We start from the raw sequence: 25,380 nt of genomic DNA, 5'->3' as shown, positions 1-25,380 counted from the left end.
TGTTATCACGCTTGTTATTTCGCAAGAACGGCACCCGTCACAGCCGCATTGATCGCCGGCAGCAGCAGGTTCAACACACGGTTGAAGCGGACCAAACCACCTTGACCGACGTACACGACGTCCTTCGGTTCGAGTTCGAACTGATTGGCAAGCACCATGGACACCGGCGAAGTCGCATCGAGGTGGTAGACCTGCGGCGAATCGCTTGTCGAATTGCGGATCACGAACAACTGTTTCGGCGCGGACGTGTTCGAATCGAAGCTGCCGCTGTCGGAAATGGCCTGCGAAAGCGTGAGCGTTCCGTTACGCATCGGCAGGATCGTCGCCGGCTTGTTGACCTCGCCCATCACATATACGCCGCTGTCTTCGCGCGAAGACACGCGCACGATGTCACCCGCTTGCAGGTAGATGTCCGACGGATTGCGGCCACGCTTGATCAGATCGTCCACGTTGAGCGGATACGTCACGCCGTTGCGGATCAACTCCACGCGGCTGCGGTCCGCGTTGGGGCTAAAGCCGCCGCCCTGGTTGATTACGCTCGTCAACGACATCGGAATGTCCGTGACCGACTGCGCGCCGGGCGTGCGTACTTCGCCGTCGACGTAGACCTGCGCGTTGCGGAACGAAGCCACCCGCACCGTCACCTCGGGCTTCTGGTACACGGTGCTCAGACGCTTGTGCAATTCCCTCTGGATCGATGCGACGTCTTTGCCCGCCACATGCACGTTGCCCGCGTACGGGAACTGCACGTCGCCGTTTTCGTCGATCAGAAAGCCAGGCGCGGCATCCGTCGTTTTCGTGTTCTGCGCAGGCTGGCCGAGCGCCGCGGCGAGTTCCGGGTGATCCCATACGACGATCTGCAGTACGTCGCCCGGACCGACCTTGTAAGCCGTCGGCTTGCCGAACAGCGCGAGCGTCTGCGGCGACAGCGCGGTGGACGTCTGCGCCGAGTTCATCTTGCGCAGCAGCGCAAGGTTGATATCGGTAATCGGTATCTGCTGTTGCTGCGATGCTTCCGTGCTGTAATCCCCACCCGTGTCCTGAATCGCGGCTGGCGTAATCATCCGTTGACCCGGTACGGCCCCGCATCCGGAAAGCAGTACTGTAGCTGTGAAAATCACGAGACTTCCCGTGCGTATACCAAGCGAGCTCATGGTGTTTCCTCCTTGTGCCAGGGCCTGTCCTCGGGGGAGGGTGTGCCCGGCGTGCTTGTTAACTACTTAGTAAGCGTTTCGATGCACCAGTCCGGCGACAATCGTCGCGCCGATAATCCGCATATCGAGCGCGAACGACCAATGCCCCAGGTAGTACAGGTCATGTTCGACGCGACGCTCCATCTTCTCGATGCGGTCGGTTTCGCCACGAAAGCCGTTGATCTGCGCCCAACCGGTAATGCCCGGCTTGATCCGATAGCGATTGATGTAGCCGGCGACCACTTTCTGATAGAGGTCGTCGTGCTCGAGCGCATGGGGACGCGGTCCAACGACCGACATGTCGCCACGCAACACGTTGAAAAATTGCGGCAGTTCGTCGAGGCTCGTGCGGCGTAGAAATGCGCCGACCTTCGTGACGCGCGCATCGTTGCGCGTCGCCTGGCTGAGCGTGCCTTTCTCTTCGGTATGCAGTCGCATCGAGCGGAATTTGTAGATCGTGAAGACGCGGCCGTCCGCGCCTTTACGCTTCTGCTTGAAGAGAACCGGACCGCGCGACGAGAGCTTCACCGCGATCGCAATGGCGAGCAGGATCGGCGCGAGACCGATCAACGCCGTCGCGGCGAACATGCGGTCGAAGATTTCCTTCTTCAGCATCGAACTCGCCGAGAGCGGCGAGGCGACCAGGTTGATTGCCGGCACGCCGAGCAGATCGATCACGCCGCTGCCTTCGAACAGCGCGAGGCTGCGCACGTCCGGCATGAAGCGGATATTCACGAGGTCGCAGCGGAACTCGCCAATCAGCGAGCAGATCAGCGGCTCCTCGGTGAGCGAAAGCATCAGCCAGAGTTCGTGCACGTCGTTGGTGCGGATATAGCCGGCGAGCGCGTCCACGGTGTCGAATACCGGCACGCGCGAACTGGTAACGGGCGACACGTCCGGGTGCGTGTTGTAGACGGCGGTGGCGCGAAAACCGGTGGTCGGCGCCGACTCGATCCGGCGGATGATGTCGTCGCACTGCGCCCCGCTGCCGACAATCGCGACCTGATGCAGGTTCATCCCGGCGCTGCGCGCACGCGCCAGCACCGCGTGCGTGATCAGGCGGTAGGCGATCATCAGGCCGCCCGTCATCGCGGTCCAGTAGGAGAACCACAGTCGCGACACGAAGTCGCTGCGATGCAGCGAATACATCAGTACTAGCGCACAGCCCTGCACCATCAGCCACGCAAGCGACACCTGGCCGGCCAGCGAGAGCTTGGAACGGCCGCGCCATGATTCATAGACACCGAACGCCGGAAAGATGGCCAGCGCGAAGGCAGCGGAAAACATCACGAGCGCCCAATAGAATCCGGATTGGGCTAGGTAGTCAAAACGGATCTGCGACGCGACCGCCGCCCCCGCGAGCACCAACGCGACATCGAACACTCGCGCGAGTAAATCCTGAAACTTGCGCATTTTCCTTACCTCGTTCTGGCTGTTCGTTCTTTTCCGCAAATCATCCCTGGCGCGCTGTTAGGGGCAGCGGCCGTAGTTGTCGTTGAACCTCACAATGTCGTCTTCACCAAGATAGGTGCCTGACTGGATTTCAATAATTTCGAGCGGCACCTTTCCGGGGTTCTCGAGCCGGTGACGTGTGCCGAGCGGAATGTAGGTCGATTCGTTTTCGCTTAGCAGGAACTGCTCTTCGCCGCGTGTGACGAGCGCCGTACCGCGCACGACGACCCAGTGCTCGGCCCGGTGATGGTGCAGTTGCAGCGAAAGCTTCGCGCCTGGCGTGACGACGATGCGCTTCACCTGGAAGCGTTCGCCACGATCGATGGAATCGTAGAAACCCCACGGACGGCGCACCTTGCGATGCGCATCGGCTTCGGGGGCGTGCTGCGCCTTGATGCGCGACACCAGGCCCTTGACGTCCTGCACATGCGAACGGTCGACCACCAGCACGGCGTCGGCCGTTTCGACCACCACTACATTGGTCGTGCCGACACAGGCGACGAGCCGGCCTTCGGAATGCGCATAGCTCGATATCGCGCCTTCGAACGTCACGCGGCCGCGCCCGGCATTGCCGTTGGCGTCCTTCTCCATCGCGGCCCAGACGGCGTCCCAGGAACCGAGATCCGACCAGCCCGCATCGAGGCGCACCACCACGCCGGACGGATTCGCGCCGGATACTTGCGGGTCGGTGCCGTGGGTCGCGGGTGCCTCGTTTGCGGCGCTTGTGTCACCTACGTCGCTCGCGTTACTTGCATCGCTCGCATCAGTCAGACGCTCCATCACCGCGTAGTCGATCGAGTCGGCGGGCGAACTCAGGAACGCGTCCGCCAGCGGACGGAAATACGCGCCTTCGCTGCGGCCGTCCACGAATGCGCGTTCACAGGCAGCGTGCATCTCGGGTTGCAGGCGTTTCAACGTCTCGAGCCACACACGCGCCCGCACGACGAAGATCCCGGCGTTCCACCAATACGTGCCCGCAGCGACGTACTGCGCGGCGATTTCCTCGGCCGGTTTCTCGACGAAACCGTCGATCGCATGGCAGCCATCGACCAACGGCGCGCCGATGCGGATATAGCCGAAACCCGTATCGGGGCGCGTGGGCGGCACGCCCAACGTGGCGATCGAACCCTGTTCGGCGTACCGGGCGGCACGTTCCAGCGCGCTTTGCAGCGCGGGCACATCCGCAATCGCATGGTCGGCCGGCATGACGATCAGAATCGCGTCGTCGCCGTCCGCGCACGCGTGCCACGCCGCGAGCGTCAACGCCGGCGCCGTATCACGCCGCGCGGGCTCGACAACCAGACGCGCGTTCACGCCGTTTTCAAGAAGCTGCTCGGCAATCACAAACCGGTGTTCTTCGCCGCACACGACGATCGGCGACACGTCCACGTTCCAGCCGGCGGGAAAACCGTCCATACGCCGCGCAGTCGCCTGCAGCAGCGAGTCGGAGCCGACCACGTCGATCAGTTGCTTCGGATAGTTTTCACGCGACACCGGCCACAGCCGTGTGCCCGAACCACCGGCAAGAATGACCGGGACGATGCGCGCGCAACGCGCACCGGTGGTCCCGGCAAGTGCGCCGTCCGGGTTCACCGACGCAGCGCTAACATCTCCCTTAGTCAACATATTCGGATTCCTTATAATTCTGTTAGTCAACGAACGATCTGCCGAAGCACTACGTGATAGGCGCAGTCAGCCGGACCGCGCGTGCGCTATCCGCCGACCATGCGGCGGCTCTGAATCCGGAACTCAGTGGGGGAAATTCTCATCCGCTTGCGGAAGACCTTCGCGAGCCGGTCACCGTTACCCATTCCGGTGCGCCGTGCAATTTTGTCTACCGGCAATTCCGACTCGGTCAGCAGGCTGCAGGTCACCGCGAGGCGCTCATGCAACAGAAAACTCGAGGGCGTGATACCCATTTCCATCTTGAAGCGGCGCAGGAAGTTGCGCTCGCTCATCGCGGCGAACTGAGCCGCATCGGCAATCGAAATCGACTGCTGGCAATTTTCTTGCAGCCAGCGTGCCGCCGCGCGCACTTTGTCGCCGGGGCTCAAACCGCCGTCTTCACCAAGCAATGGCGCGAGGTTCGAGCACGAATCGGCGAGCAGGCGCTCAGCCACCGTGCGAGCGGTCGCGTTGCCGAGATCGCGCTTGATCATGGCGAGCGCGCTTCGCATCGATTCAAGCCGGTCGCCCGCATCGCCGTTCTGCTCGGCCTGGCGTGACGGCATCGGCTGCGGTTCAAGGAAATCGCCGCTTTCCCTGCAGTCCGGCACATAGGCGGCTTCGAGCAGCACCCGCCCTTCGGCGATCGGCCGGATCATGCCGGTATTGCGGCGAACGCGTCGTAACCAGGCGATCAGGCGCTCGTCGCCGGCTGCGGCGAATGCGCCTTTGCCTCCGGCGACATACAACGCGTCGAAGCCGCCGTAATGCCGCGCATCGAGCCCGTCGGTCCAGACCCGCAGGGCAGATGACGAGGTCACCATGCCGCCGTCGGCCGACAGGAAGGAAACGTCATACAACGAGCCGCCCGAACCGGACGACGCCAGTTCGTTCGCAGCCTGGAATACCTCGGCAACCACGCCCGCGCCCTGCAACGAGCAGTCGTTGAACATGAGTATTGCGATGCGACGCATCCCCTTGTTCGGTGCGTGCACCCAGCGCAGCATTGCTGACTCGAGACTTGCGCAGGTCATAGTCATCCTCTCACCAGAAAACGGATAAACGGAGCTACTTTTCAACCTTGAACGCCGGCACAGAGGCATGCTCAGTGCAGTGCATCATAGCCATCCGCAATCAAGCATTTAGCCGCCATGACCGAAAGTGCAGACATGTTGGCGTTTCAATATGATGGCCGGCCAGTGATTTTCGGAACAATTCGACCATCACCGATTTTTCAAAGAATTAAATACCGATTCTGCATATGAATGAAGTTACATTTTGCGAATCTTAATGCTAATTAATGCGCTTTTTTGTGCGTTGGCACACATACAATCGCTACTCGAAATGCTTGAGTTGCAAATTGATCCGCGCGCCATTCCGCAGATTTGAAGTGACTTCTTTCCATCACGTCGTCAGAATGAGCGCAGCCGCCTTGCTTGCACTACTCATTGCTCTTACCAGATGCCCAAGAGGGCTTTCTTCTGACGATATTTTCGGTCGGCATAGACATGTAATGCAGTGTCCAATATAAACACTTTTCAAGAGGGAAAATTATTTAATTCGTTGTTATAGGACCTGGCGAATATAAACAAGACGATTAATGTTTCAATCGTGAAACACGTCAATAAGGCAACTTTAGCCCGTCCGGCAATAGCCGGGCCAATGGCGGATTCTGTCGGATGAGAGCCGGTACGATTCCGCCATCGGATTGCGGAAAAAACCTATGCGGTTTCCGCAACAGATTGCGATACGAGGTAGCCTGAGGCGGGTCTGACCTGGTCAACTAGCACTTCGACGACGCTTTGTAGTCGGATCATAGTGATCGAACGACACGGGGAACACATGTCGAATGTACGCGAATATCAAGCGCTGCAACCCGTCGCCCGTGCGTGTGCCGCGCACGGGTTAGCGCTGCGTGCCGCTGCCTCGGCGGCGGCCTTTATCCTGCTGGGCATCGCGGCCTCGTCGGGTCGTGCGGCAGAGGCTTCAGCAGGCCCTGACAGCGCGAAAAATGCCGATCTGACCGTCGACGGCAGAAAGTGGACACCGTGCGCGGCGGAATACGGCACCTGCCGGTTCAGCGGTACGCGTGACGTGCTGTATGGCACGGTTGAACAGCACGTCGTCAAAACATTCTCGAACAGCGCCGAGTGCAATAACGGTGTGTTCGGCGATCCGGCACCAGGGGTGGAGAAGCGCTGCGCGGTCGCACTCACCGCGGCTGACTCGAGTACGGCGGCGAAGGCCGCCGCGGCTGCCTCGGCAAACGCTGATGCCGATACCACGCCGAAATCGGCGGCCACCGTGCCCGCTGCATTGAAGATGCCGCCCGGACAAGGCCTGCGCTGCGCCGCGCCTTCCTCACAGGTGCGCGCGGCGGCAAACGGCGATCTGCTGGAAGCGGACACGCAAAGCGACGGCACGCGCCTGTTCGCAACGGATCAGCCGTTCGCACTCGTTTTCACGACACGTCCGGCGCAAAGCGACACGCTCAACTGGCAAATCCGCGACACCTGGAATACCGTGCGCGCCAGCGGCCACTTCCCCGTTGCGGCCGGCGCTACGCTGTCGACCCTCAATTGCGCGTCGAGCATTGCCGGCTACTTCGCTGTGTCGGCTTCGCTGGAACGCGCACACGGGCAACTCGAATCGCGCGGCACACGTCCTGCGGGCATCGTCACTTTTGGCGTTCTGCCCGACACGTCCGCTGCCTTGCCCACAGTACGCTTTCCCTATGAAGATCTGCATCGATTCGGGGGACAAGGCACTGCCTACCTCGCGCCAGGACAGCATTGCTGCGACGGCGACGGCTACCGGCCGGCCTATACGGCGCTCGGCCTTGCATGGGCAAACGACAACCGCAACTGGTACATGGAAGAGCCGAAAAACGCGGGCACGTTCGATCCCGCGAGCAAGCAGTTGCTCCCCTATTTCCGGCGCGGCGACATCATGCGTCTGATCCAGCTTGACGGCATTCCGCAGTGGGCCAGCCCGACCGGCAAAGAGACGCACAGCTACGCGCCAGCCTCGCTCGCGCAAATGAAGGACTACATGGCAAAAGTCGGTGCCGAGTCCAACCGAACACGCATGACCTACTTCCCCAAACAACGCGACAACTACTATCAGGTGACATGGGAACCGGACGCCGATGGCGGGCTGCCCTGGCGCGACACCGACGCGAATTTCCTCGCAATGTACAAGGCCGTCTGGGAAGGCATTCATCAGACAGACCCGCATGCCGTGGTGATGGGTGTGACGTACGCCTCGGTGCAGGCCAATGTCGCGTGGATGCGCCGCCTCGGTCCGCTCGGAATCGGCCGTTATATGGACGGCATGACTATTCACGGTTACTACGATATCGGCACGACGCCGTCGCATCCCCCCGAGCGCGTTGCCGACCCAGGCAATGCGGGCACCGTGCAGGGCGCGCTGCCCGCTGCAATGCGGGCGCTGCGTCACGAGATGCATCTGTACCTGAAGTCCGGCGCGCCGCTGTTCGTCACCGAAACCGGCATTAGCTACGACATCGGGCAGGCCTACGGCAAGAACTACCCGGACGCGAACGTGCTGTATGCGCAAGCCGCGGTCGTGGCGCGCACGCATCTCATCCTGCTCGGCGAAGGCGCTGACATGACCTATGTGTTCTACCTCGCGGACATGCCGGACGCCGCACCCGGCTACGGGATCTTCTTCGAACTCGATCATACGAATGGCGCCTATGGCCCCACTCGCATCAGCCCCAAACCCGCCGCGCTCGCGGTGGCGGCGATGACGCGGATCATCGACGGAACAGAGACGCTCGGGCCGCTCAAAGCAACGCCCAAAGGCATTTACGCGTACGCATTCCGCCGGCTCGGCGGCGGCAAGATCGTGACCGCGCTGTGGACGCACGACAACGACGCGTGGAACGCCAAAACCGGCTTCAGCGCGAGCCAGAGCGCGGATTATCGTCTGCGGGTCGACGCGCCCGGCACGTCGGGCGAAGTGACGGCGTTCGACATGATGGGCAACGCATCGAGCTTGCCCTATCGCGATGGCGTTGCGAGCCTCAAGCTGTCGCCGACGCCCATCTATGTGGTCTCCGCCAACGCCGGCGTGTTCAAGGATGCGGTCACGCCCCCTGAGGGTTACGTTCCTCGCTAGCTGCGCCGCGCATGGCGCGCATGTTGCATGGCGTGGCCGGGGCGGGCGCTGCGCTAAACACGGCGTCCTGTCGCGATGCGCCGATACTTCGGCGTGTTGAGACAGGGCAACCCGTTGTTGGCGCACGTAGAATCCAGGCTCAATCGCCACACGCGCCACGGGAGATGACATGCTGACCGAGATCGATTTCCTGGACGTGGTGCGTCTGACGCCGCTGGTCGCGATCGATCTGATCGTCACCGACGCCGAGGGCCGCGTGTTGATCGGCCGTCGGCGTAATCGCCCCGCGCGCGGCACATGGTTCGTTCCTGGCGGGCGCATTCATAAAGGCGAAACGCTCGACGCCGCGTTCACACGCGTTGCCGACGCCGAATTGGGCATCGCGAAGCTGGCGCGCTCGTCCGCGCGTTTCGAGGGTGTTTTTGAGCACCACTACACAGACAACTTCGCTGCGGAGCCTGACGTGTCGACGCACTACATCGTGCTCGCCTACACGCTCCAGTTCATCCGCACCGTCTCCGTCGGCCGGTTCGAGCAGCACAGCGAATATCTTTGGCTCACGCCCGCTGAACTGCTCGCGCGCGATGATGTTCACGAGAACACCAAAGCGTATTTCCGCTAACGCGAAGGGCGGCGGCAGCGCTAGCGGTGCCGGCACGCAAAAGTGGTGCCCACTGTGAGTTCGCCAACGCGGCGGCACACATCGATACAGTATGATCGAGCACACCGTCAGGGCTCGAATCAACATGCGATCATCGGCAGCCAGGCTCGTTCGCAATTCATTCTTTGCTTTTCTAGCGCTACTCTTCTTCGCTCTCCTTCCCGGCCCGGCGCGCGCGGCGGATTGTGGCGCCGGTACGCTGGTCACCGTCGTCGCCCACCTCGACGACGATCTGCTCTTCGTGGACCCCGCTATCAGCGAACGGCTCGACGCCGGCTGGTGCATCACCACGGTGCATCTGATCGGCGGCGCCAACGGTGCGAATTTCGCTTACGTGCTGACCCGCGAGCGGGCTTCACGGCTTGCTTATGCGCGTATGGCAGGCGTGCCTGACGAATGGATCGAAACGAATCTCCCGATTGCTGGCAAACTCGTGCATCAGATGGTGCTGAAGGCGAAGCCGCAGGTCCGCCTGCTCGAACTCCGCCTGCCCGGCGGCGCCGTGCGCGGCGGCCGCGAACCGCTCGGCCTGCTGTGGGAACAGCACGCCACGCTCTCCACCTATCCGATGAACGCCGACGGCTCCGTGCGTGTGCAATACGACCGGGCCTCGCTGTCAGCCATGCTGAAGGTGATACTTGCCGAGGCGTCGCAGATCTACACGCTCAATCCGGACACGGTGCCGTTTCTCGAACATCCCGATCACATCTACGCCGCGCGCATCACGCGTCACGTCGCCCAGACGCTGGGCAAAAGCGTGCCGATCGAATATCACATCACCTATCCAACCGGCGACTGGCCCGGCAACGTGCCGGCGGCTGAAGTTCAGCGCAAGCGCGACATCGTCGCCAGCTATTTCTCTGTCGACGGCAGCGAGTATTCGCACGTATTCGGCGAGTTTCAATGGAACGGCAATTGGGTCGCGCGCCGCTATGCATTTGCCGATCGCAGCGATCGCCACGCCGCGGATTTCCAGGCGCGCCCCATTCAGCTGTTCAATGCGGCGGCGAGCCGCTGCCTGAGCGCCGCGCGCAGCGGCCAGGCGCCGACCCTGGCCGCGTGCACGGGCTCAACCGCGCAACAGTGGCGCTGGGACCCGCTGACCGTCTATCCCGGCAATACGCGCAACGCGGCGCTCGTCAGCGTCGCGACTTCGCAATGCATCGCCGAACGCGACGGCTATCTGATCTCGGAGACCTGCGATCAATGGGACATGGCGCAGCGCTGGACACCGTGGGACTTCGGCCTCGTCTATACACCGCTGCGGCACTGTCTTGGCGAAAACGACGGCAAACTCACCATGCGCGGCTGTACCCTGCTCACCACACGCTACCGTTGGGCAACCACGCAACACACGCAGGCAACCGATCTGCGGCTCGCTACCGCGATGGCGGGCGATATCGCCGGTACAGGCGAACAAGCCGCGGTCTATGTGCAGCGACAACACGGCGGGCCCGGATTCAGCGTGTATGCGGCGTCGCTCGTCAAAGCGTCGCCGCCCGTGCTTTGGTATGCGAGCACTGTGCCGTTCGATCCCCGTGCCACGGCACCGAGTTGCGCGAATGACACGCTGTGCTTCGACAGCGCGCGTTTTCTACTCGGCGACTTCGACGGCGACGGCAAGGCGGACTTGATGGTAATCACCGCGCGCCATGGCGGCACAGCGTTCTGGTTGCTTCGCAGTACAGGCAATCGCTTCGAAGCCCCGCGTCTCTGGCTCCAGACCGACAATGCATTCAGGCCTGAGCTGGCGCAGCAATACGTAGCGGCGGATTTCAGCGGCACGGGACGTGCCGGCGTGCTGATCGCACAGAAACGACCCGATAGCGGACTCGACCTCTGGCTGGCCTCTTCCACGGGTTCAGCCGGCGCGGCGCCGGTGCTCATGGCACAGGCCAAAACGCTGGGGCAAAACGCAAATCTTCTGCCGGTCCAGGATCCAGGATCACGCGCGTCACTGGTCGCGGTGGAGCGTGCGGACGGTCGACTCGCGCTCACGCAAATCGTCAACGAAGGCACACGCATGACCGTCGGCGAACGCAGGCAATTGCCGGCGAATTTCCTGCCCGATTTCGTCAAGGTGACGATCGGGGCCGTGCGCGGCAAAGCGAACAATACGCTGATTCTTTTGACGCCACATCTTGACGGGACAGCGCAGGACGCGGTCATCGACATTGCCACGCTCGATACGGCGGACGCACGGAGCGTGCCCGTCCAGGCAGCAACGTTGCGCGGCATGTCGTGGTCGGATGTTTTTCCGCTTTTCGTGCGCGACAAGCGCAATGCGGCGCTCGTGCTTTACCGCAGAATCGACGCGACGCTCGGCGATTTCTATTTCACCGGCGGCGCACCGGCGCTGGCGCGTTATCCGGTAGGCGACGGTTTTGCCCTGGGGCCAGCCCAGGATCTCGGTGAACTGCCGGGGCTGTTCTCGGAGACGGTGCGCATCGACCGGTTGGCGCAGTAGTGCGAGCCGGTCTATCTGACGCCGTTCAGGTCGACACCCGCAGCGTCCGGACGAACTGCCGCGCGATCGTCATGTAGCGATCCGCGGTGTCATGCAACGTATATCCCGCCAGTTGCCGGTTCGCGCGCGGCGTGTCGAGCGCATGGAGCAAGGCGCGGCTGTAAGCCTCAGGATCGGCCGTATCGACGAGACTGACACCGGCATATCCACTGGCAAAGCCGAACGATGGAATCCGGCTCGCCACGACAGGAATGCCCGAGGCAAGCGCCTCCAGGAAACCGATGCTCTGTGCTTCGAACCGCGAAGGCATGGCGAAGACACGCGAGGAGCGCAGGATCGCGGCGACATCCGAGCGCGGCCCGCATACCGTCACGCTGCTCTCCAACCCGAGTTGACGAACGAGCGACAGCACCGCATCGTGATAAGCGACGTCTTCGACAACACCACATAGCAGCAGGTGTGCTTCGGGCTCGCTCTGCACAACACGCTCGAACGCGCGGATCGTGTGCAACTGGCTCTTGCCTTCGATATAGCGACCCAGCTGAACGATCTGCTTTGCAGGCACCGCGATATCCGGTGGCGATGCGCCGTTGTCCTCCGAGAACAGCGATGCATCGACGCCGTTCGGAATCACGACCATCGCGGGATGTTTGCCGATCTCTCTCAGGTAGTCGTCGATATTTTGCTGCGACACGCCGATGATCGCTCTCGCCCGTCGTGACAGCAGGCGCTCCGCCTGCTTGAGCGCACCGTTCTCGAAGTCGTTCACGCCGGAGTGCATCACCCAGGCAATCGGCGTATGCACGGGCAGAAGACGCACATAGAGTGCGGCGAGCGTGGCGTGAGCCACGATGAAGTCGGGACGGAACTGACGCACCACGCGATACAGGTGCAGCAGTTTGCCCACCCTGCCGTGGTGGATAGTCGGGAACAGGCAGGTGACGCCCGCGGCCTCGAGCTCCGCGCGAATAGCGGCGAAATCGTCCTGCTGTGGAAGCAGCGACGCCATACAGACCTCATGGCCACCGCGCTGATGATGAATTGCGAGCCCCTTTACCAGTACCTCTGCCCCGGATAGTCGCGGTGCGTGAACCAATTGAAGAATTCTCACGATTTATCTCTCTGGATAACCGCCCTTTTTACGCAGCGGATGGACATACCCACCAGCAAATGCCGGTCCCGAAAAACATCGGCATCTCATCATTGTTTATCTGGCGCGCCCCTTTTTGCGGGACGCGGTCTCGTCTTTCTTAAAACAGCGACAGGTCCGCCGCGAAGTCGCGGTCGCGAGGAAACGTTACACCGAAGGCCCAGCGCTTTTCCGCCATCTCCAAGGCACCTTCGGCTATGGAATGAGCGCTAACGCCCATTTCCCTGAGGTTTACGCCGATTCATATACTTAGGCATCCATCGCAATTTTTTCGACCCCATTTTTTGATTGGCGGATAAAGACTGGTCTCGTCATACGCATTTTTTGATGCGATCAATGCAATTAGTACTGCACCATTATTCATACGTAACGACTCGTTACTTCTTTTAAGCATACTAATGCGTATTGTTGCGGTCGATTCGCCTTATCAAAAGCCTCTATTTCTTACAGGACAGTAAAAAGTTCATTGAGCAGCGCGATGAACTCGAGCACTGCGATGTGAACTGCGTTGTTCCTCAAGACATTGGTTGTTTTCGTCGCACCTTCCCTGGTCGTCCGATTCCGCCAAATCCGCCATGACGAGCGGCACGGATTCGTACGACATTAATTTCTGTTCACTCCGTCTCCCGACGCGCGTTGCGCGAAGAGACGAACGAATGTTCAGCTCACGCATTGGTTAGAGATTGATGAAATCGCAACTCCTCGTACTCTCGACACTTTCCCTGGCACTAGCAGGTTGCGGCGGCGGCGGTGGCAGCACCACCAGCAGCCCAGCGACGCAGGCCAACGGCACCGGCAGCCCATCCAGCTCGCCCACCTCGACCGCGGCAGGCAACAGCAGCACCGGCGGCACCGCCACGGTGAACGGCGCGGGCAACACCGTCGCGGCACTGAGCTGCGCGTCGCCGGCCATCTCGGCAGGCTCCGGCAGCGCCACCCTTTCCGCCGACACGCCCAGCGCCGATGGCACGCGCATCTTCGCCGCCGGCAGCACGTTCCAGCTCGCCTTCACCACCAACGTACCGAACGCCGACACGCTGAACTGGGCCGTCACGGACACCGTCGGCCGCGTGGCGGCGAGCGGCAGCACCGCCGTGCCGAGCGGGTCAAAAACCATCACGCTCAACTGCACCTCGACGCTCGCGGGTTATTTCGCGGCATCGGGTACGCTTGCTCAGAACGGCGGTCAGTTGCCGCAAGCCGGCACGCGCCCGGTCGGCATCGCGACCTTCGGTGTGTTGCCGAACCTGTCCGGCGTCGTACCGGCTGTCACGTATGCACATCAGGAACAGCACCGCTTCGGCATGCAGGGCGCGAACGACAACGGCCCGCTGCTCGCCGCCCTCGGCATTTCGTCGACGATCGACGACCGCCAGATGTCGACCATGGAACCGAATGGAGCGAACACGTTCAGTCCCTCGGCCAACAATCTCGATCCGTTCTACAAGACCGGCAACGTGATGCGCCTGATCCGTCTTGACGGCATTCCCGCCTGGGCGAGCAGCACCGGTGCGTTCCAGGACGACACGAGCGTGCCCACCAATCTTTCGTATTATCAGAGCTATATGAGCCGCGTCGGTACGGAATCGAACGCTATTCGCGCGGCGTATTTCCCGACCCAGTCGGCGAACTACTATCAGGTGACGTGGGAGCCCAACCAGTTCTGGACCGACACCGACGCCAACTTCATCGCGTTGTATCAGTCTGTTTATCAAGGGATTCACTCGACTGATCCGAGCGCGGTGGTGATGGGCCCGACCGACGCGTTCCCGAGCCTGACCACAACGCGCCTGAAGCGCCTCGCGCCGCTCGGCTTCGGCCAATACATCGACGCCGTCGCCACGCACGGTTACTACGACGCGGGCACCTCGCCGTCGCATCCGCCGGAACGCTACGATTCGGACCCGTCGACCGCCGCAGGTTCGTTGCGCGGCCAGATGCGCGATCTGCGCGCGGAAATGGCCACCGATTACCGTCCGGGCATGAAGCTGTTCTCGACGGAAGCCGGCATCAGCTACGACCTCGGCACCTCGTACGGCCCGAACTATCCGACCGCGAACGTGCTGTACGCACAGGCCGCGGTTGCGGCGCGCATGCACATCATCACGCTGGGCGAAGGCGCGGATCAGACCTACGTGTTCTACAGCGCGGACTATCCTGGCGAAGTCGGCTATGGCACGTTCTTCGATCTGAACGACGCGCAAGGCGCATTCGGCGCGACGAACATCAGCCCGAAACCGGTCGCGATGGCGATCAGCGCCATGACGCACACGCTCGACGGCACCCATACGCTCGGCCCTGTGAACGGCACGCCGACCGGCATCTACGCCTACGCGTTCCAGCAGGTGGGTAACGGCGCCGTGATCACCGCGCTCTGGGCCCACAACAACAATGTATGGAGCGCAAGCGCCGGGTTCAGCTCGAGCTACAGCGTGCCGTACACCCTCACCGTGGATGCACCGGGCACGAGCGGCACCGTGAAGGTCGTCGACATGATGGGCAATGCGTCGAGCGCGAATTACAGCAACGGCACGCTGACGCTCAATCTGACCGAATCGCCCGTGTATGTGGTGTCGAACAACGGGTCGGTTGCCAAAGCCAACGCGACGGTTCCGGTGGGATACGCCGGTATCTGACCGGCGACCGCCACGTATGCGGCAGATGTAAAGACGTCAGTCGGCTTCAGGGCCGGCTGACGTTATTTTTTTCAGACATGAACGGAACGGCGGCAACGAGCCGCACATTCGCAAAGACTCACCCCTCCCCCAACTGCCCCTCCATCCCGCTAAGCTCCTGCTCGCGCTCCTTCGACACCTTGCCAATCGGCGGTCCCGCAAAGCTCTTGCGCACGCCTGCGCCGTACCAGATCGCCAGCAACACCGCGAGCAACCCGACCAGCACGTACACCACTTTCTGATTCGGCGGCTGCATGCCGACATAGGCAAGCACGAGTGCGCCGAACACCGCCGCCACCGCGAACGGCTTGGACAGCATGCCTAACTGGAACGGGCCCTTTTCTTTCCACGTACGGCCCTCGGCGAAAATGCCGGACGCAATCGGCATGGCGTACGAAATGAACAGGAACACGGCGCTACCCGCGCTCAGCACCGTGAAGGCATCGCCGTACAAGGTCACCACGATCGCCAGTACTGCCGAGGTCCAGATCGCGGCGCCCGGCGTGCGGTGTGCCGCATTCACTTTGCGCAGCCACTTCGAGCCGGGCAGGCCGCCGTCGCGGGCAAAAGCGAACATCATGCGCGAGGTCGATGTGACAGCCGCGAGACCGCAAACATAGTTGATGAAGAACATCAGCAATTCGATCAGGATGCGTAGCGGCCCCGGAATCGGCGCGAGAATCGCTTCGAAGAATCCGGTGCCCTGCTTCACCCCCGCGCCGATATCCGGCATCACCAGCACGAAGGCGCACACCATCACGTAGCCGAACGTGGTCGACCAGAACACCGAGCCGACAATGCCGCGCGGCACATTGCGCGCCGCCTGATGCGTTTCCTCCGAGGTATGCGCGGAAGCGTCGAAGCCCGTGATCGTATAAGCGGTCAGCAGCAGGCCGGACAGAAACGCCATGGCGATGGTCTGCTTGGGCCACGCGCCGCCATCGACACCCGTGAAGTTGGTGAACGTATAGAGCCGCGACAGATCGATCTTGACCGGCGAATACACCAGCAGGGAAACCACCAGCATGATCGTCACCACAAAGATCAGGTATCCGGACAAATCCGTGATCTTGCTCGTGATGCGAATGCCGCGATGATTCAGGAATGCTTGCGAAGCGGTGATCACCGTCAGAAAGAGCGTCTGCTGCCACCAGCCGAGTGAATCGGGATTCACGCCGAACATTGGTGCAATCAGCGTGCGAAAGAACGGATCATAGGTACCGTAATTGATCGCGGCGACGACGAACACGAGACCGAGCAGATTCAGCCAGGCGGTGAGCCAGCCCCACATTTTGCCGCCGAGAATCGAACTCCAGTGATAGAGACCGCCGGCCGTCGGATACGACGACGCGATCTGCGCCATCGCCGCCGCCACAACCAGCGCGAACAGCGAGCCGAGCGGCCAGCCGAGTCCGATCGACGCCCCACCCGCCGCCGACAGGCCCATCTGGAACGACGTGATGCCGCCCGACAGAATGCAGATCAGCGAGAACGAGACCGCGAAGTTCGAGAACGCCCCCATGCGCCGGGACAGTTCCTGCGCGTAGCCCATCTTGTGCAATAGCTTGACGTCGTTGTCGGCGGACTCTGCCGACGGCACGGCCGTATTGATGTCCATGACGCGATCCTTTGAACAGGGTTATGCCGAAGCGGCTAAGCGATAAAGAGGCGTGAACTCGCGACGAAGGACCGGCTCACGCAGCCGTAAAGCAGTTATCCACGTACAGGTGTGCGCCGTTGACGAAACTGGCGTCGTCGCTGGCGAGAAAGAGCGCGGCGCGCGCGACTTCTTCCGGCGCGCACAGACGGCCTTGCTGCACCGACAGTGCCGCCTCGCTCGCATCGAAGCCGTACTTCGCGAGCGCACTGATTTCACGGCGCCCATGCGGCGTATCGATGAAACCGGGGCACACGGCATTGCAGCGAATACCACGGTCGCGATACTCGACGGCAATCGACCGCGCGAACATGGCGCACGCGCCTTTGGTCGTGCAGTACAGCACTTCGAGCGGCGTGGCCGCCACTGACGAAATCGACGCCGTGCACACGATCGAACCACCGCCCGCGGCGAGCATGTGCGGGAGCACCGCGCGCGTCATCATGAACATGCTTTTCACGTTGACGTTCATGAGCCAGTCGTAGTCTTCGTCCGTGGTATCGACGAATGGCTTCACGACGATGCTGCCGGCGTGGTTGAACAGCACGTCGATGCGGCCAAAGCGGGCCATGACGTTCGCCACGGCGGTATCCACGGCTTCGCGTTTCGACACATCGGCGGCGAACAGTTCCGCTGTGCCGCCTGCCGCGCGAATTCGTGTCACGACTTCCTCGCCTGCATCGGTATTGATATCGACCACAGCGACCTGCGCGCCTTCCTGCGCGAACAGCAACGACGCCGCGCCGCCCGCGCCGGTTGCGCCGCCTGACACGATTGCGATCTTGCCCTCAAGCCTGCCTGCCGATCTGCTCATGCGTGACTCCCGTTCCATGTCTGATGCATTGCATTGCGCTACGTTGTGCACAAAGTAGGGGCGGCAAAAAGCGGCGACTATCCAAAATTGGCAAAAAGTAAAAATCCCGTAAAAATTTTCGTTACTGACAAATGCATTACAGCCAGGCGTGAAAGCTTGCCGGGTCGAGTGGCCTCCGGATTCGTGATCGGCGCGGACAGGGGGCAGGAAGCCGCGCGCGAGTGCCCTGGATGGGCCGTATCAACACTGCGACGCAGTTTTTTTTTCGCATACACTGGTCGGCACGAGGCTTTCGGGGAGCGCCAACAGAATCGGGAGAAGCTATGCAGCCGGTCAACCAGGTAGGCAGCGCCGTCGAGGTTCGCTGTTGCCGGAACATTGACGAGCAGGCGATGCTGCTCGACGCGTGGAACCAGAGCTATTGCCAGATTTCGCGCGGCGCCTTCGACGGCTCGGTGAGTTCGTTTTTGGCGGGCGGCGTGCGGGTGTTGGTGGAGCGCCTGAACCGCGCGGTCTACCAACGCGGCCAAGTGGCGCGATCCAGGCTCGCCGTGGGCATTCCATTTCAACTCGAAGGGCATGCACTGCTGTGCGGACAGACGAGCCATCGTGACGGCCTGCATGTATTTTCCGGCGATGGTGGGTTCGAATTTTTATCGCCTGACAAGCACGTCGTGGTGAATCTGGAGATCGAGGCCGATGCGATTGGCGATGAACGGGTGCGCTCACAGCTCGATGAAATTACGTCGCTGCTGGGCGCGAAGCCTGGCATATTGAATGTCGATCCCGCCAGATTGCAGGGCTTTCGCGAAGTGCTGAAGCATTTGCTCGATGCCGTGGCTGCGACGCCGACTTTGCTCGACGACGCGGGCGTGGCGGCGTCGTTTGAGAAGTCGGTGATCTTCGGTCTCGCCGAGACATTGCAGGGTCTGCGGCATGCTGATCCGCACGGAAGCGTTGAAGCGCGTACCGCGCGGAACTGGCAACTCGTGCGAGGGGTTCGCGAACTGGTTGAAGAGTCGCCGGATTGCCCGCTGTCCGTGGCCGAGTTGTGTGCGCGGTTTCACGCGAGCCGGCGAACTTTGCAATATGCGTTTGAGGATACCCTTGGGGTGAATCCTTCAGCGTATATACGTGCCGTTCGGCTTGATCATGTTCGGCGTGAATTGCGAGGCTCCGGGTCTGTTACCGAGGTCGCGACGCGGTGGGGGTTCTGGCATTTCGGGAATTTCTCCAATGAGTATCGGGGGCAGTTTGGGGAATTGCCCAGTGAGACCTGGCGGCGCAGTAAGAGCCGGGGGAGTTAAGGTTTGGTTTTTGGCCTGCTCGGCGGTTGATTGTCTGTGTTCTTATGGCGTTGGCCTTTTCTTGATCTGGCTTCTTGGCCTTTCCTTGCTTTGTTAGTGGTCTATTAGCGTTGCCCCTGTGCGGGGCGGCACTCACTTCTCTTTGCCTGCCGCAAAGAGAAGTAAGCAAGAGAAAGCGGCTCAAACCGCTAATTCTTAAGCGGGTCCCCCGCGCAGCCACGGTAGTGGTGCATCTGGAATCTGAGTTCCCGCACATTCGGCGTTAGTGACTAAGGGCTCATTCGCTCCCACTCCGCACTGCGTGCGTCGCGGACGGGTCTGCATGGGAAACCAAAGCTTCGTTCGTGCACGGTGGGAGCCATCGGCTTCGCCTCGGCGAAGCGCCGCATGAAGCGCGAGTGCGAAAACGCCGTAGGGTTTTATGAAGTGCGCATCGGCGCGCGCAGCGCCGCCGGAAGTATGACTGCCTTGTCACTGACGCCGAATGCGCGAGGGCACGGATTCCAGATGCACCACTACCCCCTCCAAGCCAGGAGACCCGCTTAAGAATTAGCGGTTTGAGCCGCTTTCTCTTGCTTACTTCTCTTTGCGGCCGGCAAAGAGAAGTGAGTGCCGCCCCGCACAGGGGCAACGCTAATAGACCACTAACAAAACAAGGAAAGGCCAAGAAGCCAGATCAAGGAAAGGCCAACGCCACAGGCAAATAGGCACACAGACAAACACCCGCCGTGCAGGCAAAAAACCAAAATCCCACCCATAAACCCCAGAATCAGCGCACACTACCCTACTGCTCCCTTGGGGAGCGACAACGCCAACTGGGGAGTCCATCATGGCAAAAGGTCAAGTTCGCAGTAACCGCGAAGCGAAGAAACCGAAACAGGACAAGAAACTAAAACCGGCCACTACACCGTCTGGCGCGCCGCCGATTCGCGTAGCACAGCCCGCATCGGCGACACAAAAGAAACACTAAGCGAGTAAGCCCGCCCCGCCAGGCGGGCATCAACCATCGGCCATCGGCCAGCCACTACTTCGAAATATCCTCCAAAGCGACATCCCGCGTCTTCGGCCCAAGCGTTCCAATGGCCACCATCACCACCACCATCGCACCTGAAATAAACACAAACACCCCGTTCACACCAAAGCGGTTCAAGCATCCCGCAATCACGAACGCGGAAAACATCGCCGAAATCCGGCTCCACGAATAAACAAATCCCACTGCCCTCGCCCGAATACTGGTCGGAAACAGCTCCGCCTGATACGCGTGATAGCTATACGAAATAATATTGCCCGCCAGCACAAGGCACACTCCAAGACTCACCAGCAACACCGTCTCCCGCGCCTGGCTGAACAGCAACCCGCACACCACGTTCACCGCCGCCATGCAGATAATCACCGTCTTACGCTCGAAGCGGTCGGCAATCAGCATCCCCAGCAACGGCCCAAGCGGCGCAGCAATCGCAATGACGCTCGCATACATCAAACTCGTCGTGACGGTAATGCCCTGCCTGATCAGCAACGTCGGAATCCAGTTCGCGAAGCCGTAATAACCCATCGTCTGGAACACGTGAAAAATGATCAGCATCAGCGTGCGCTTGCGATACGGCGGCACCAGCAGATCGCGAAACGCCGCACGCGCACGCACCGGTTCGGGCAACGCCGGCTCCGGCAAGGGCCGTCCATATTCCCGTTCGACGCGCGCTTCGAGTCGCTTCATCACCGCGTCGGCTTCCTCGATGCGGCCTTTCTGCGCGAGCCAGCGTGGGCTCTCCGGCAAACGCAGACGAATCCACCACACCACGATCGCACCCACTACGCCGGTCAGCACGACCAGACGCCAGCCGTCGAGTCCGAAGTAACGGTGCGGCACCAGCAAATACGATAGAAACGCGACGATCGGCACCGCGCAGAAACCGACCGCCTGCGAAAATGCCGACGCGCGGCCACGCACATGCTTCGGCACGAGCTCGGAGATGTAAGTACCGATCGTCACGATCTCCACACCAATGCCGATCCCCGCGATGAAGCGCCAGAGGTTGAGCCCAAGCGCCGTGTCCTGGAACGCCATGATGATGTTGGCCGCGGTGTACCACAGCAACGACCACGTGAAGATCGCACGCCGCCCGAACCGGTCGGCGAGAAACCCGCATGCCGCCGTGCCGATAAACAGGCCCGCGAATAGCGCAGCGATGAAACTCGCCACGCCGCTGGTGCCGAACAGACCATGCGTCGTCGCAGTGAGGATACCGCTGCGCACGAGGCCCGGCGCAATGTAGCCGGAGTACATCAGGTCGTACAGTTCGAAGAAGAGGCCGAGGCTCAGCAGCATCACCAGTTGCCAGACGGAACGCGTGGCGGGCAAACGATCAAGCCGCGCGGAAATGCGCGCGCCCTCCAGCGCGATCTCTTCAGCACGGCCGCCCGCCGATGTGCCGGTGTCCGAGGGAAATCCATCCAGCGCGCCGGCATCGCCAACCGCTGTCGCATACACCACTTGAGTCGACGATTTCATCGCCTGTCTCCATGAATTCCGGTCTGACGCCGGATGAGATTGTTTGACTACGCTCGACGCGTCGAACACCCACAAGCAAGGTCGCTACGCTCATGCCTTCGCGCTGGATGCCTCATGGGTCGTTGTGCCCTGGCAGCGTTGCGTGACGCCTCATGAGTCACTACGCTCACGCCGCTTCTCGCGGCACCCGCGCCACGCCGCCGCCCAACGCCGCGATCTGCGCTTCGTCGTAGCCCAAATCACGCAGCACGTCGACGGTGTGCTCGCCGATCTTCGCGATCGGCTGACGCGGTTGCAGACGCGCGCCGTCCATCGAAATCGGCAGCAAGGGCATGGCGGTTTCGCTGCCGTCATCGAGTGTCAATCGGGCAAGGCCGCCGCTCTCGTTCAGATGCGGATCGTCGAACAGGTCTTCCGGTTTCGTGATCGACGCAAAGGGAATGTGGTCGCGTTCGAACAGCGGCGCGAGCGCCGCGCCTTCGAAGCGGCTCAGGGTCTCGCCGAGCGTCTGCAGCAACCACTCGCGCGCCAGCACACGGTCGTTGTTGGTCGCGAGGCGCGGGTCGGCCAGCAGATCGGCGCGCCCGAGAATCGCGCACAGCGCGCGCCACTGTCCGTCGCCGGTCGCGGCGATAAACATCTGCTCATCGTTGGCAAGCCGGAACACGTCGTAGACGGCCCACGCACTGATGCGCTCGGGCATCGGCGCCGCGGGCACGCCGGTCGCAGCGAACTGCTGCATGTGTTGCGCGGATAGCAGCACGCAGTTTTCGAACAGCGCACTCTGCACTTCCTTGCCGCGCCCGCTCGCATGCCGTTCGTGCAACGCGGCAAGCACGCCGATCGCGCCGAACATGCCGCCCATGATGTCGTTGACGGAACTGCCCGCGCGCAACGGACGGCCTACCGGTCCCGTCATATAGGCGAGGCCGGCCATCATCTGCACCACTTCGTCCAACGCGAGACGGTGTTCGTACGGACCGCTCAGAAAACCTTTGTGCGAAACGTAGATCAGCCTGGGATTGCGTTCACGCAGCGACGCGTAATCGAGACCCAGGCTCGCCATGCGGCCCGGCTTGAAGTTCTCGACGAATACATCCGCGGTATCGACCAGCTTGTGCAGCGCGGCCAGTCCCGCTTCGCTATCTAGGTCGAGTGCGACACTCTTCTTGTTGCGATTGAAGGTACGGAAAAACCCCGCACCGGTGCCGAGCAAACGGCGCGTACCGTCGCCGCGCGGCGGCTCGACCTTGATGACTTCGGCGCCAAGGTCGCCAAGAATCATCCCGCAGGTCGGCCCCATCACCATATGCGACAGCTCGACTACGCGAATGCCCGCAAGCGGCAATGCACCTTGTTGCTGCGTTGAAGAAGCAGGTGCGGAAGAAGCAGAAGAGGCAGACGTAGAAGCAAATGAAGTCATTGCAGCACCTGTGATTCGGAAGGTTCGATACGTTGACGTTGTGCCGTGGCACTGAACTGCTTCGGCAAACCTGCGCGCGCCAGATAGCCGTACAGCGGTTCGCCGGGCAGCGCCTTGGCGAGCACGTCACGCGAGGCGATGAGCCCGGCGAGGTCGATCCCGGTCTCGTAGCCCATGCTGTCGAGCATGAACACGAGGTCTTCAGTGTTGACGTTGCCGGTCGCGCCCGGCGCATGCGGACAGCCGCCGAGGCCGGCCAGCGAGGCGTCGAATTCACGGATGCCGTGCTGGAGCGCGATCAGCGTATTCGCGAGACCGAGGCCGCGCGTGTCGTGGAAATGCAGCGAGCGCAGCTTGTGTCCTGCGACCTCTCGCACGAGTTCGATGATTTCGCCGACCTGGCGCGGCGTCGCTTCACCGGTGGTGTCGCCGAGCGCGATCACATCGGCGCCCGCCTGCAACGCGGCGCGCGCAATCGCGGCGATATCGGCGTAAGGCACCGCGCCTTGCAGCGTGCAGCCGAACACCGTCGATAAACCGGCGATCAATTCCACACGCCGCGCGCCGGCGCTTGCACTGGCACGTTCACTAGCCGCGCTGTCGATCAGCGCGCGCATCGCGGCAAATGACTCGATCATCTCGGCAGGCGTCTTGCGAACATTGGCAAGGCTATGCGCCGTGCTTACCGAAATCGGCGCGACGATCCGATGCACGCCGGACGCGAGCGCACGTTGCGCGCCCTTCAGGTTCGGCACCAACGCCGTCACGATCAGATCGTCGTATGTGAGCGCGTGGGCGATCACTTCGTCGGCGTCGGCCATTTGCGGCAGCAGCTTCGCCGGCACGAACGACGCGACTTCCATATGCCGCACACCGGCGGCATACGCGGCGTCGATCCAGCGCCGTTTGAACTCGGTGGGCATCGTGCGCGCGATGCTTTGCAGGCCGTCGCGCATGCCCACTTCGGTCACGACGACGCGCTCCTGGATATCACTCATGGTCTTGAATCCCGGTCTTGAACTTTGCGTGGAGTGCAGGGAAAGAAGCAACTGAGTGACAGCGTGCCCGCCCGCGAGCGCACGGCAAAGTCTGCGTTGGCGACGCACTCCATCGCCGCTCGCGATGGCGGCGAAGGCAAGCGGGACGGGCGTGCGCCGTCATAAAGGGAAAACCCTTAAGGGCTTTTCAGAAGACAGCCGGCGCTTAGGCCGAGCGCAAGAGATGGTCGAGTAAATGCGACGCCGTCAGCGTCAGCGCCTTGCGATCGCGCATGCAGATCACGAAGCGCCGCTCTGCCCACGCTTCGCGCAACGGCACGGCGACGATGCCGTATTCATCTGCGGCATGCTTCGGCAGCGCCTCGCTCGGCAGGATCGCGACAGCAAGGCCCGCCTGGATAAAGCGAAAGGCGGCGTCGAAGGTCGAGACATAGGTTCGATAGTTGAGCTCGCTGCCTTTCTCCACGGCAATGCGCTGCATCAGCGCGTTCACCGACGCGTTCGATGCGAGCCCGAGATGATCGAACGCCAGGGTCTGCTCAAAGCCGATCGCAGTCTCACCGGCCAGCGGATGATCCCGCGGGACGATCAGCGCGAGATGGTCGGCGCGATACTGCAGCACATCGAGACTGCCCATCGGCACCACATCGCGGCAGATGCCGAGATCGGCCACTCCTTCTTCGAGACCGCGCACGATCTCGGCGCTGACGCGCTCTTCAACGTCGACACGAATCTGCGGATTGGCCTTCAGGAACACCGACAGCGCTTCGGGCAGAAACTCGACCATCGACGACACATTCGCCAGCACCCGCACATGACCGCGTGCGCCGGCCGCGTACTCGCTGAGTTCCGCCTGCAACCGTTCGTGGCCGCGCATGATGAGCCGCGCGTGCTTGAGCAACGCCTCGCCGGCGGCGGTCGCACGCACGCCGCGCTGGCTGCGCGAGAGCAGCGCGACGTCGACCAGCGTTTCGAGATCGGCGAGCCGCTTGCTGACCGCGGACGGCGCGATGAACTCGCGTTCGGCCGCTCGCGCGATCGTGCCTTCCTCGCAGACGGCGATGAACAAGCGCAACGTCACCTGATCGATTTGCCACATGAGCGGGCGTGCCCCGGGTGTTTGAAGTGAGAAAATTATGCCCGAGGAAGGCCGTGGCCGAGTCCACTCCAGGGTATCCACCGCCGACGCGCCGGTTTGCGTCGTTGATCGCACGCGAGGTTGTGAAGGCGGATGGTGTGTCAAACTGCGCAGGTTGACTCGGTACG

Annotated in this window: 17 protein-coding genes; 5 read left to right on the top strand and 12 right to left on the bottom strand. The window is 61.9% G+C overall.

Annotation, left to right across the window (positions count from 1 at the left end; all coding sequences use genetic code 11):
* Positions 1–14: 14 nt before the first annotated feature.
* The 4 genes from KHO23_RS02160 to KHO23_RS02145 all read right to left on the bottom strand — a co-directional run bounded on the left by KHO23_RS02160 (position 15) and on the right by KHO23_RS02145 (position 5,344).
* Positions 15–1,154, bottom strand: coding sequence for a polysaccharide biosynthesis/export family protein (locus tag KHO23_RS02160; protein ID WP_211609284.1), 1,140 nt, complete (start codon positions 1,152–1,154; stop codon positions 15–17).
* 66 nt (positions 1,155–1,220) lie between these two features.
* Positions 1,221–2,606, bottom strand: a complete 1,386-nt coding sequence (locus KHO23_RS02155) for an undecaprenyl-phosphate glucose phosphotransferase (protein WP_211609280.1) — start codon at positions 2,604–2,606, stop codon at positions 1,221–1,223.
* A 57-nt stretch (positions 2,607–2,663) separates the two neighbouring features.
* Positions 2,664–4,271, bottom strand: a complete 1,608-nt coding sequence (locus KHO23_RS02150) for a sugar phosphate nucleotidyltransferase (protein ID WP_211609279.1) — start codon at positions 4,269–4,271, stop codon at positions 2,664–2,666.
* An 86-nt stretch (positions 4,272–4,357) separates the two neighbouring features.
* Entirely contained in the window at positions 4,358–5,344 is a 987-nt protein-coding gene (locus KHO23_RS02145; RefSeq protein ID WP_211609821.1) for a GlxA family transcriptional regulator, read from the bottom strand.
* 808 nt (positions 5,345–6,152) lie between these two features.
* On the opposite strand from KHO23_RS02145, the gene KHO23_RS02140 reads away from it, so the two are divergent.
* The 3 genes from KHO23_RS02140 (at position 6,153) to KHO23_RS02130 (ending at position 11,581) form a co-directional block, all read left to right on the top strand.
* Positions 6,153–8,453: a hypothetical protein gene (locus KHO23_RS02140; RefSeq protein WP_211609277.1), complete on the top strand. Its 2,301-nt coding sequence runs from the start codon at positions 6,153–6,155 to the stop codon at positions 8,451–8,453.
* 169 nt (positions 8,454–8,622) lie between these two features.
* On the top strand, positions 8,623–9,075 hold the full coding sequence (locus KHO23_RS02135; protein ID WP_211609270.1) for a GDP-mannose mannosyl hydrolase: 453 nt from the start codon (positions 8,623–8,625) through the stop codon (positions 9,073–9,075).
* Between the two features lie 124 nt (positions 9,076–9,199).
* Complete coding sequence (locus KHO23_RS02130) at positions 9,200–11,581, top strand: PIG-L family deacetylase (protein ID WP_211609269.1); 2,382 nt, start codon at positions 9,200–9,202, stop codon at positions 11,579–11,581.
* A 25-nt stretch (positions 11,582–11,606) separates the two neighbouring features.
* Here the strand turns inward: KHO23_RS02130 and KHO23_RS02125 are convergent, their stop codons facing one another.
* Together KHO23_RS02125 and KHO23_RS34935 are read right to left on the bottom strand one after the other, a co-directional pair.
* Positions 11,607–12,692 carry a glycosyltransferase family 4 protein gene (locus tag KHO23_RS02125; protein ID WP_211609265.1) on the bottom strand — a complete coding sequence of 362 codons (1,086 nt, stop codon included), beginning with the start codon at positions 12,690–12,692 and terminating at the stop codon, positions 11,607–11,609.
* Positions 12,693–13,407: 715 nt separating this feature from the next.
* Positions 13,408–13,851: a hypothetical protein gene (locus KHO23_RS34935; RefSeq protein WP_236066695.1), complete on the bottom strand. Its 444-nt coding sequence runs from the start codon at positions 13,849–13,851 to the stop codon at positions 13,408–13,410.
* On the opposite strand from KHO23_RS34935, the gene KHO23_RS02120 reads away from it, so the two are divergent.
* The gene (locus KHO23_RS02120) at positions 13,826–15,367 is read left to right on the top strand and encodes a hypothetical protein (RefSeq protein ID WP_236066694.1); all 1,542 of its coding nucleotides are present in this window, start codon (positions 13,826–13,828) and stop codon (positions 15,365–15,367) included. The genes KHO23_RS34935 and KHO23_RS02120 overlap by 26 nt on opposite strands.
* Before the next feature lie 118 nt (positions 15,368–15,485).
* Here the strand turns inward: KHO23_RS02120 and KHO23_RS02115 are convergent, their stop codons facing one another.
* Both KHO23_RS02115 and KHO23_RS02110 read right to left on the bottom strand, forming a co-directional pair.
* Positions 15,486–17,024, bottom strand: a complete 1,539-nt coding sequence (locus KHO23_RS02115; RefSeq protein WP_211609260.1) for an amino acid permease — start codon at positions 17,022–17,024, stop codon at positions 15,486–15,488.
* 76 nt (positions 17,025–17,100) lie between these two features.
* Positions 17,101–17,877: an SDR family NAD(P)-dependent oxidoreductase gene (locus KHO23_RS02110; RefSeq protein ID WP_211609257.1), complete on the bottom strand. Its 777-nt coding sequence runs from the start codon at positions 17,875–17,877 to the stop codon at positions 17,101–17,103.
* A gap of 323 nt (positions 17,878–18,200) precedes the next feature.
* On the opposite strand from KHO23_RS02110, the gene KHO23_RS02105 reads away from it, so the two are divergent.
* A complete protein-coding gene (locus tag KHO23_RS02105) occupies positions 18,201–19,184 on the top strand; it encodes a helix-turn-helix domain-containing protein (protein WP_211609254.1) in 984 nt (327 codons plus the stop codon).
* 1,024 nt (positions 19,185–20,208) lie between these two features.
* Here KHO23_RS02105 and KHO23_RS02100 read toward each other — a convergent pair.
* The 4 genes from KHO23_RS02100 to KHO23_RS02085 all read right to left on the bottom strand — a co-directional run bounded on the left by KHO23_RS02100 (position 20,209) and on the right by KHO23_RS02085 (position 25,213).
* Positions 20,209–21,693, bottom strand: coding sequence for an MFS transporter (locus tag KHO23_RS02100; RefSeq protein WP_211609252.1), 1,485 nt, complete (start codon positions 21,691–21,693; stop codon positions 20,209–20,211).
* A gap of 166 nt (positions 21,694–21,859) precedes the next feature.
* Entirely contained in the window at positions 21,860–23,116 is a 1,257-nt protein-coding gene (locus KHO23_RS02095) for a CaiB/BaiF CoA transferase family protein (RefSeq protein ID WP_211609248.1), read from the bottom strand.
* The gene (locus KHO23_RS02090) at positions 23,113–24,114 is read right to left on the bottom strand and encodes a hydroxymethylglutaryl-CoA lyase (protein ID WP_211609244.1); all 1,002 of its coding nucleotides are present in this window, start codon (positions 24,112–24,114) and stop codon (positions 23,113–23,115) included. The genes KHO23_RS02095 and KHO23_RS02090 overlap by 4 nt, the downstream gene beginning before the upstream one ends.
* Positions 24,115–24,319: 205 nt before the next feature.
* The gene (locus tag KHO23_RS02085) at positions 24,320–25,213 is read right to left on the bottom strand and encodes a LysR substrate-binding domain-containing protein (protein ID WP_211609240.1); all 894 of its coding nucleotides are present in this window, start codon (positions 25,211–25,213) and stop codon (positions 24,320–24,322) included.
* Positions 25,214–25,380 lie beyond the last annotated feature (167 nt).

This window comes from Paraburkholderia haematera (assembly GCF_905220975.1).
GTDB lineage: Bacteria > Pseudomonadota > Gammaproteobacteria > Burkholderiales > Burkholderiaceae > Paraburkholderia > Paraburkholderia haematera.
Note: the sequence above shows the minus strand (reverse complement) of the source record. Positions and strands in the feature narration are given on the sequence as shown.

Coding starts and splice junctions, on each gene's coding strand:
- KHO23_RS02155 (WP_211609280.1), bottom strand. CDS start 2,606: ATGCGCAAGTTTCAGGATTTACTCGCGCGAGTGTTCGATGTCGCGTTG.
- KHO23_RS02150 (WP_211609279.1), bottom strand. CDS start 4,271: ATGTTGACTAAGGGAGATGTTAGCGCTGCGTCGGTGAACCCGGACGGC.
- KHO23_RS02130 (WP_211609269.1), top strand. CDS start 9,200: ATGCGATCATCGGCAGCCAGGCTCGTTCGCAATTCATTCTTTGCTTTT.
- KHO23_RS02115 (WP_211609260.1), bottom strand. CDS start 17,024: ATGGACATCAATACGGCCGTGCCGTCGGCAGAGTCCGCCGACAACGAC.
- KHO23_RS02110 (WP_211609257.1), bottom strand. CDS start 17,877: ATGAGCAGATCGGCAGGCAGGCTTGAGGGCAAGATCGCAATCGTGTCA.
- KHO23_RS02140 (WP_211609277.1), top strand. CDS start 6,153: ATGTCGAATGTACGCGAATATCAAGCGCTGCAACCCGTCGCCCGTGCG.
- KHO23_RS02100 (WP_211609252.1), bottom strand. CDS start 21,693: ATGAAATCGTCGACTCAAGTGGTGTATGCGACAGCGGTTGGCGATGCC.
- KHO23_RS02085 (WP_211609240.1), bottom strand. CDS start 25,213: ATGTGGCAAATCGATCAGGTGACGTTGCGCTTGTTCATCGCCGTCTGC.
- KHO23_RS02090 (WP_211609244.1), bottom strand. CDS start 24,114: ATGAGTGATATCCAGGAGCGCGTCGTCGTGACCGAAGTGGGCATGCGC.
- KHO23_RS02135 (WP_211609270.1), top strand. CDS start 8,623: ATGCTGACCGAGATCGATTTCCTGGACGTGGTGCGTCTGACGCCGCTG.
- KHO23_RS02145 (WP_211609821.1), bottom strand. CDS start 5,344: ATGACCTGCGCAAGTCTCGAGTCAGCAATGCTGCGCTGGGTGCACGCA.
- KHO23_RS02105 (WP_211609254.1), top strand. CDS start 18,201: ATGCAGCCGGTCAACCAGGTAGGCAGCGCCGTCGAGGTTCGCTGTTGC.
- KHO23_RS02160 (WP_211609284.1), bottom strand. CDS start 1,154: ATGAGCTCGCTTGGTATACGCACGGGAAGTCTCGTGATTTTCACAGCT.
- KHO23_RS02095 (WP_211609248.1), bottom strand. CDS start 23,116: ATGACTTCATTTGCTTCTACGTCTGCCTCTTCTGCTTCTTCCGCACCT.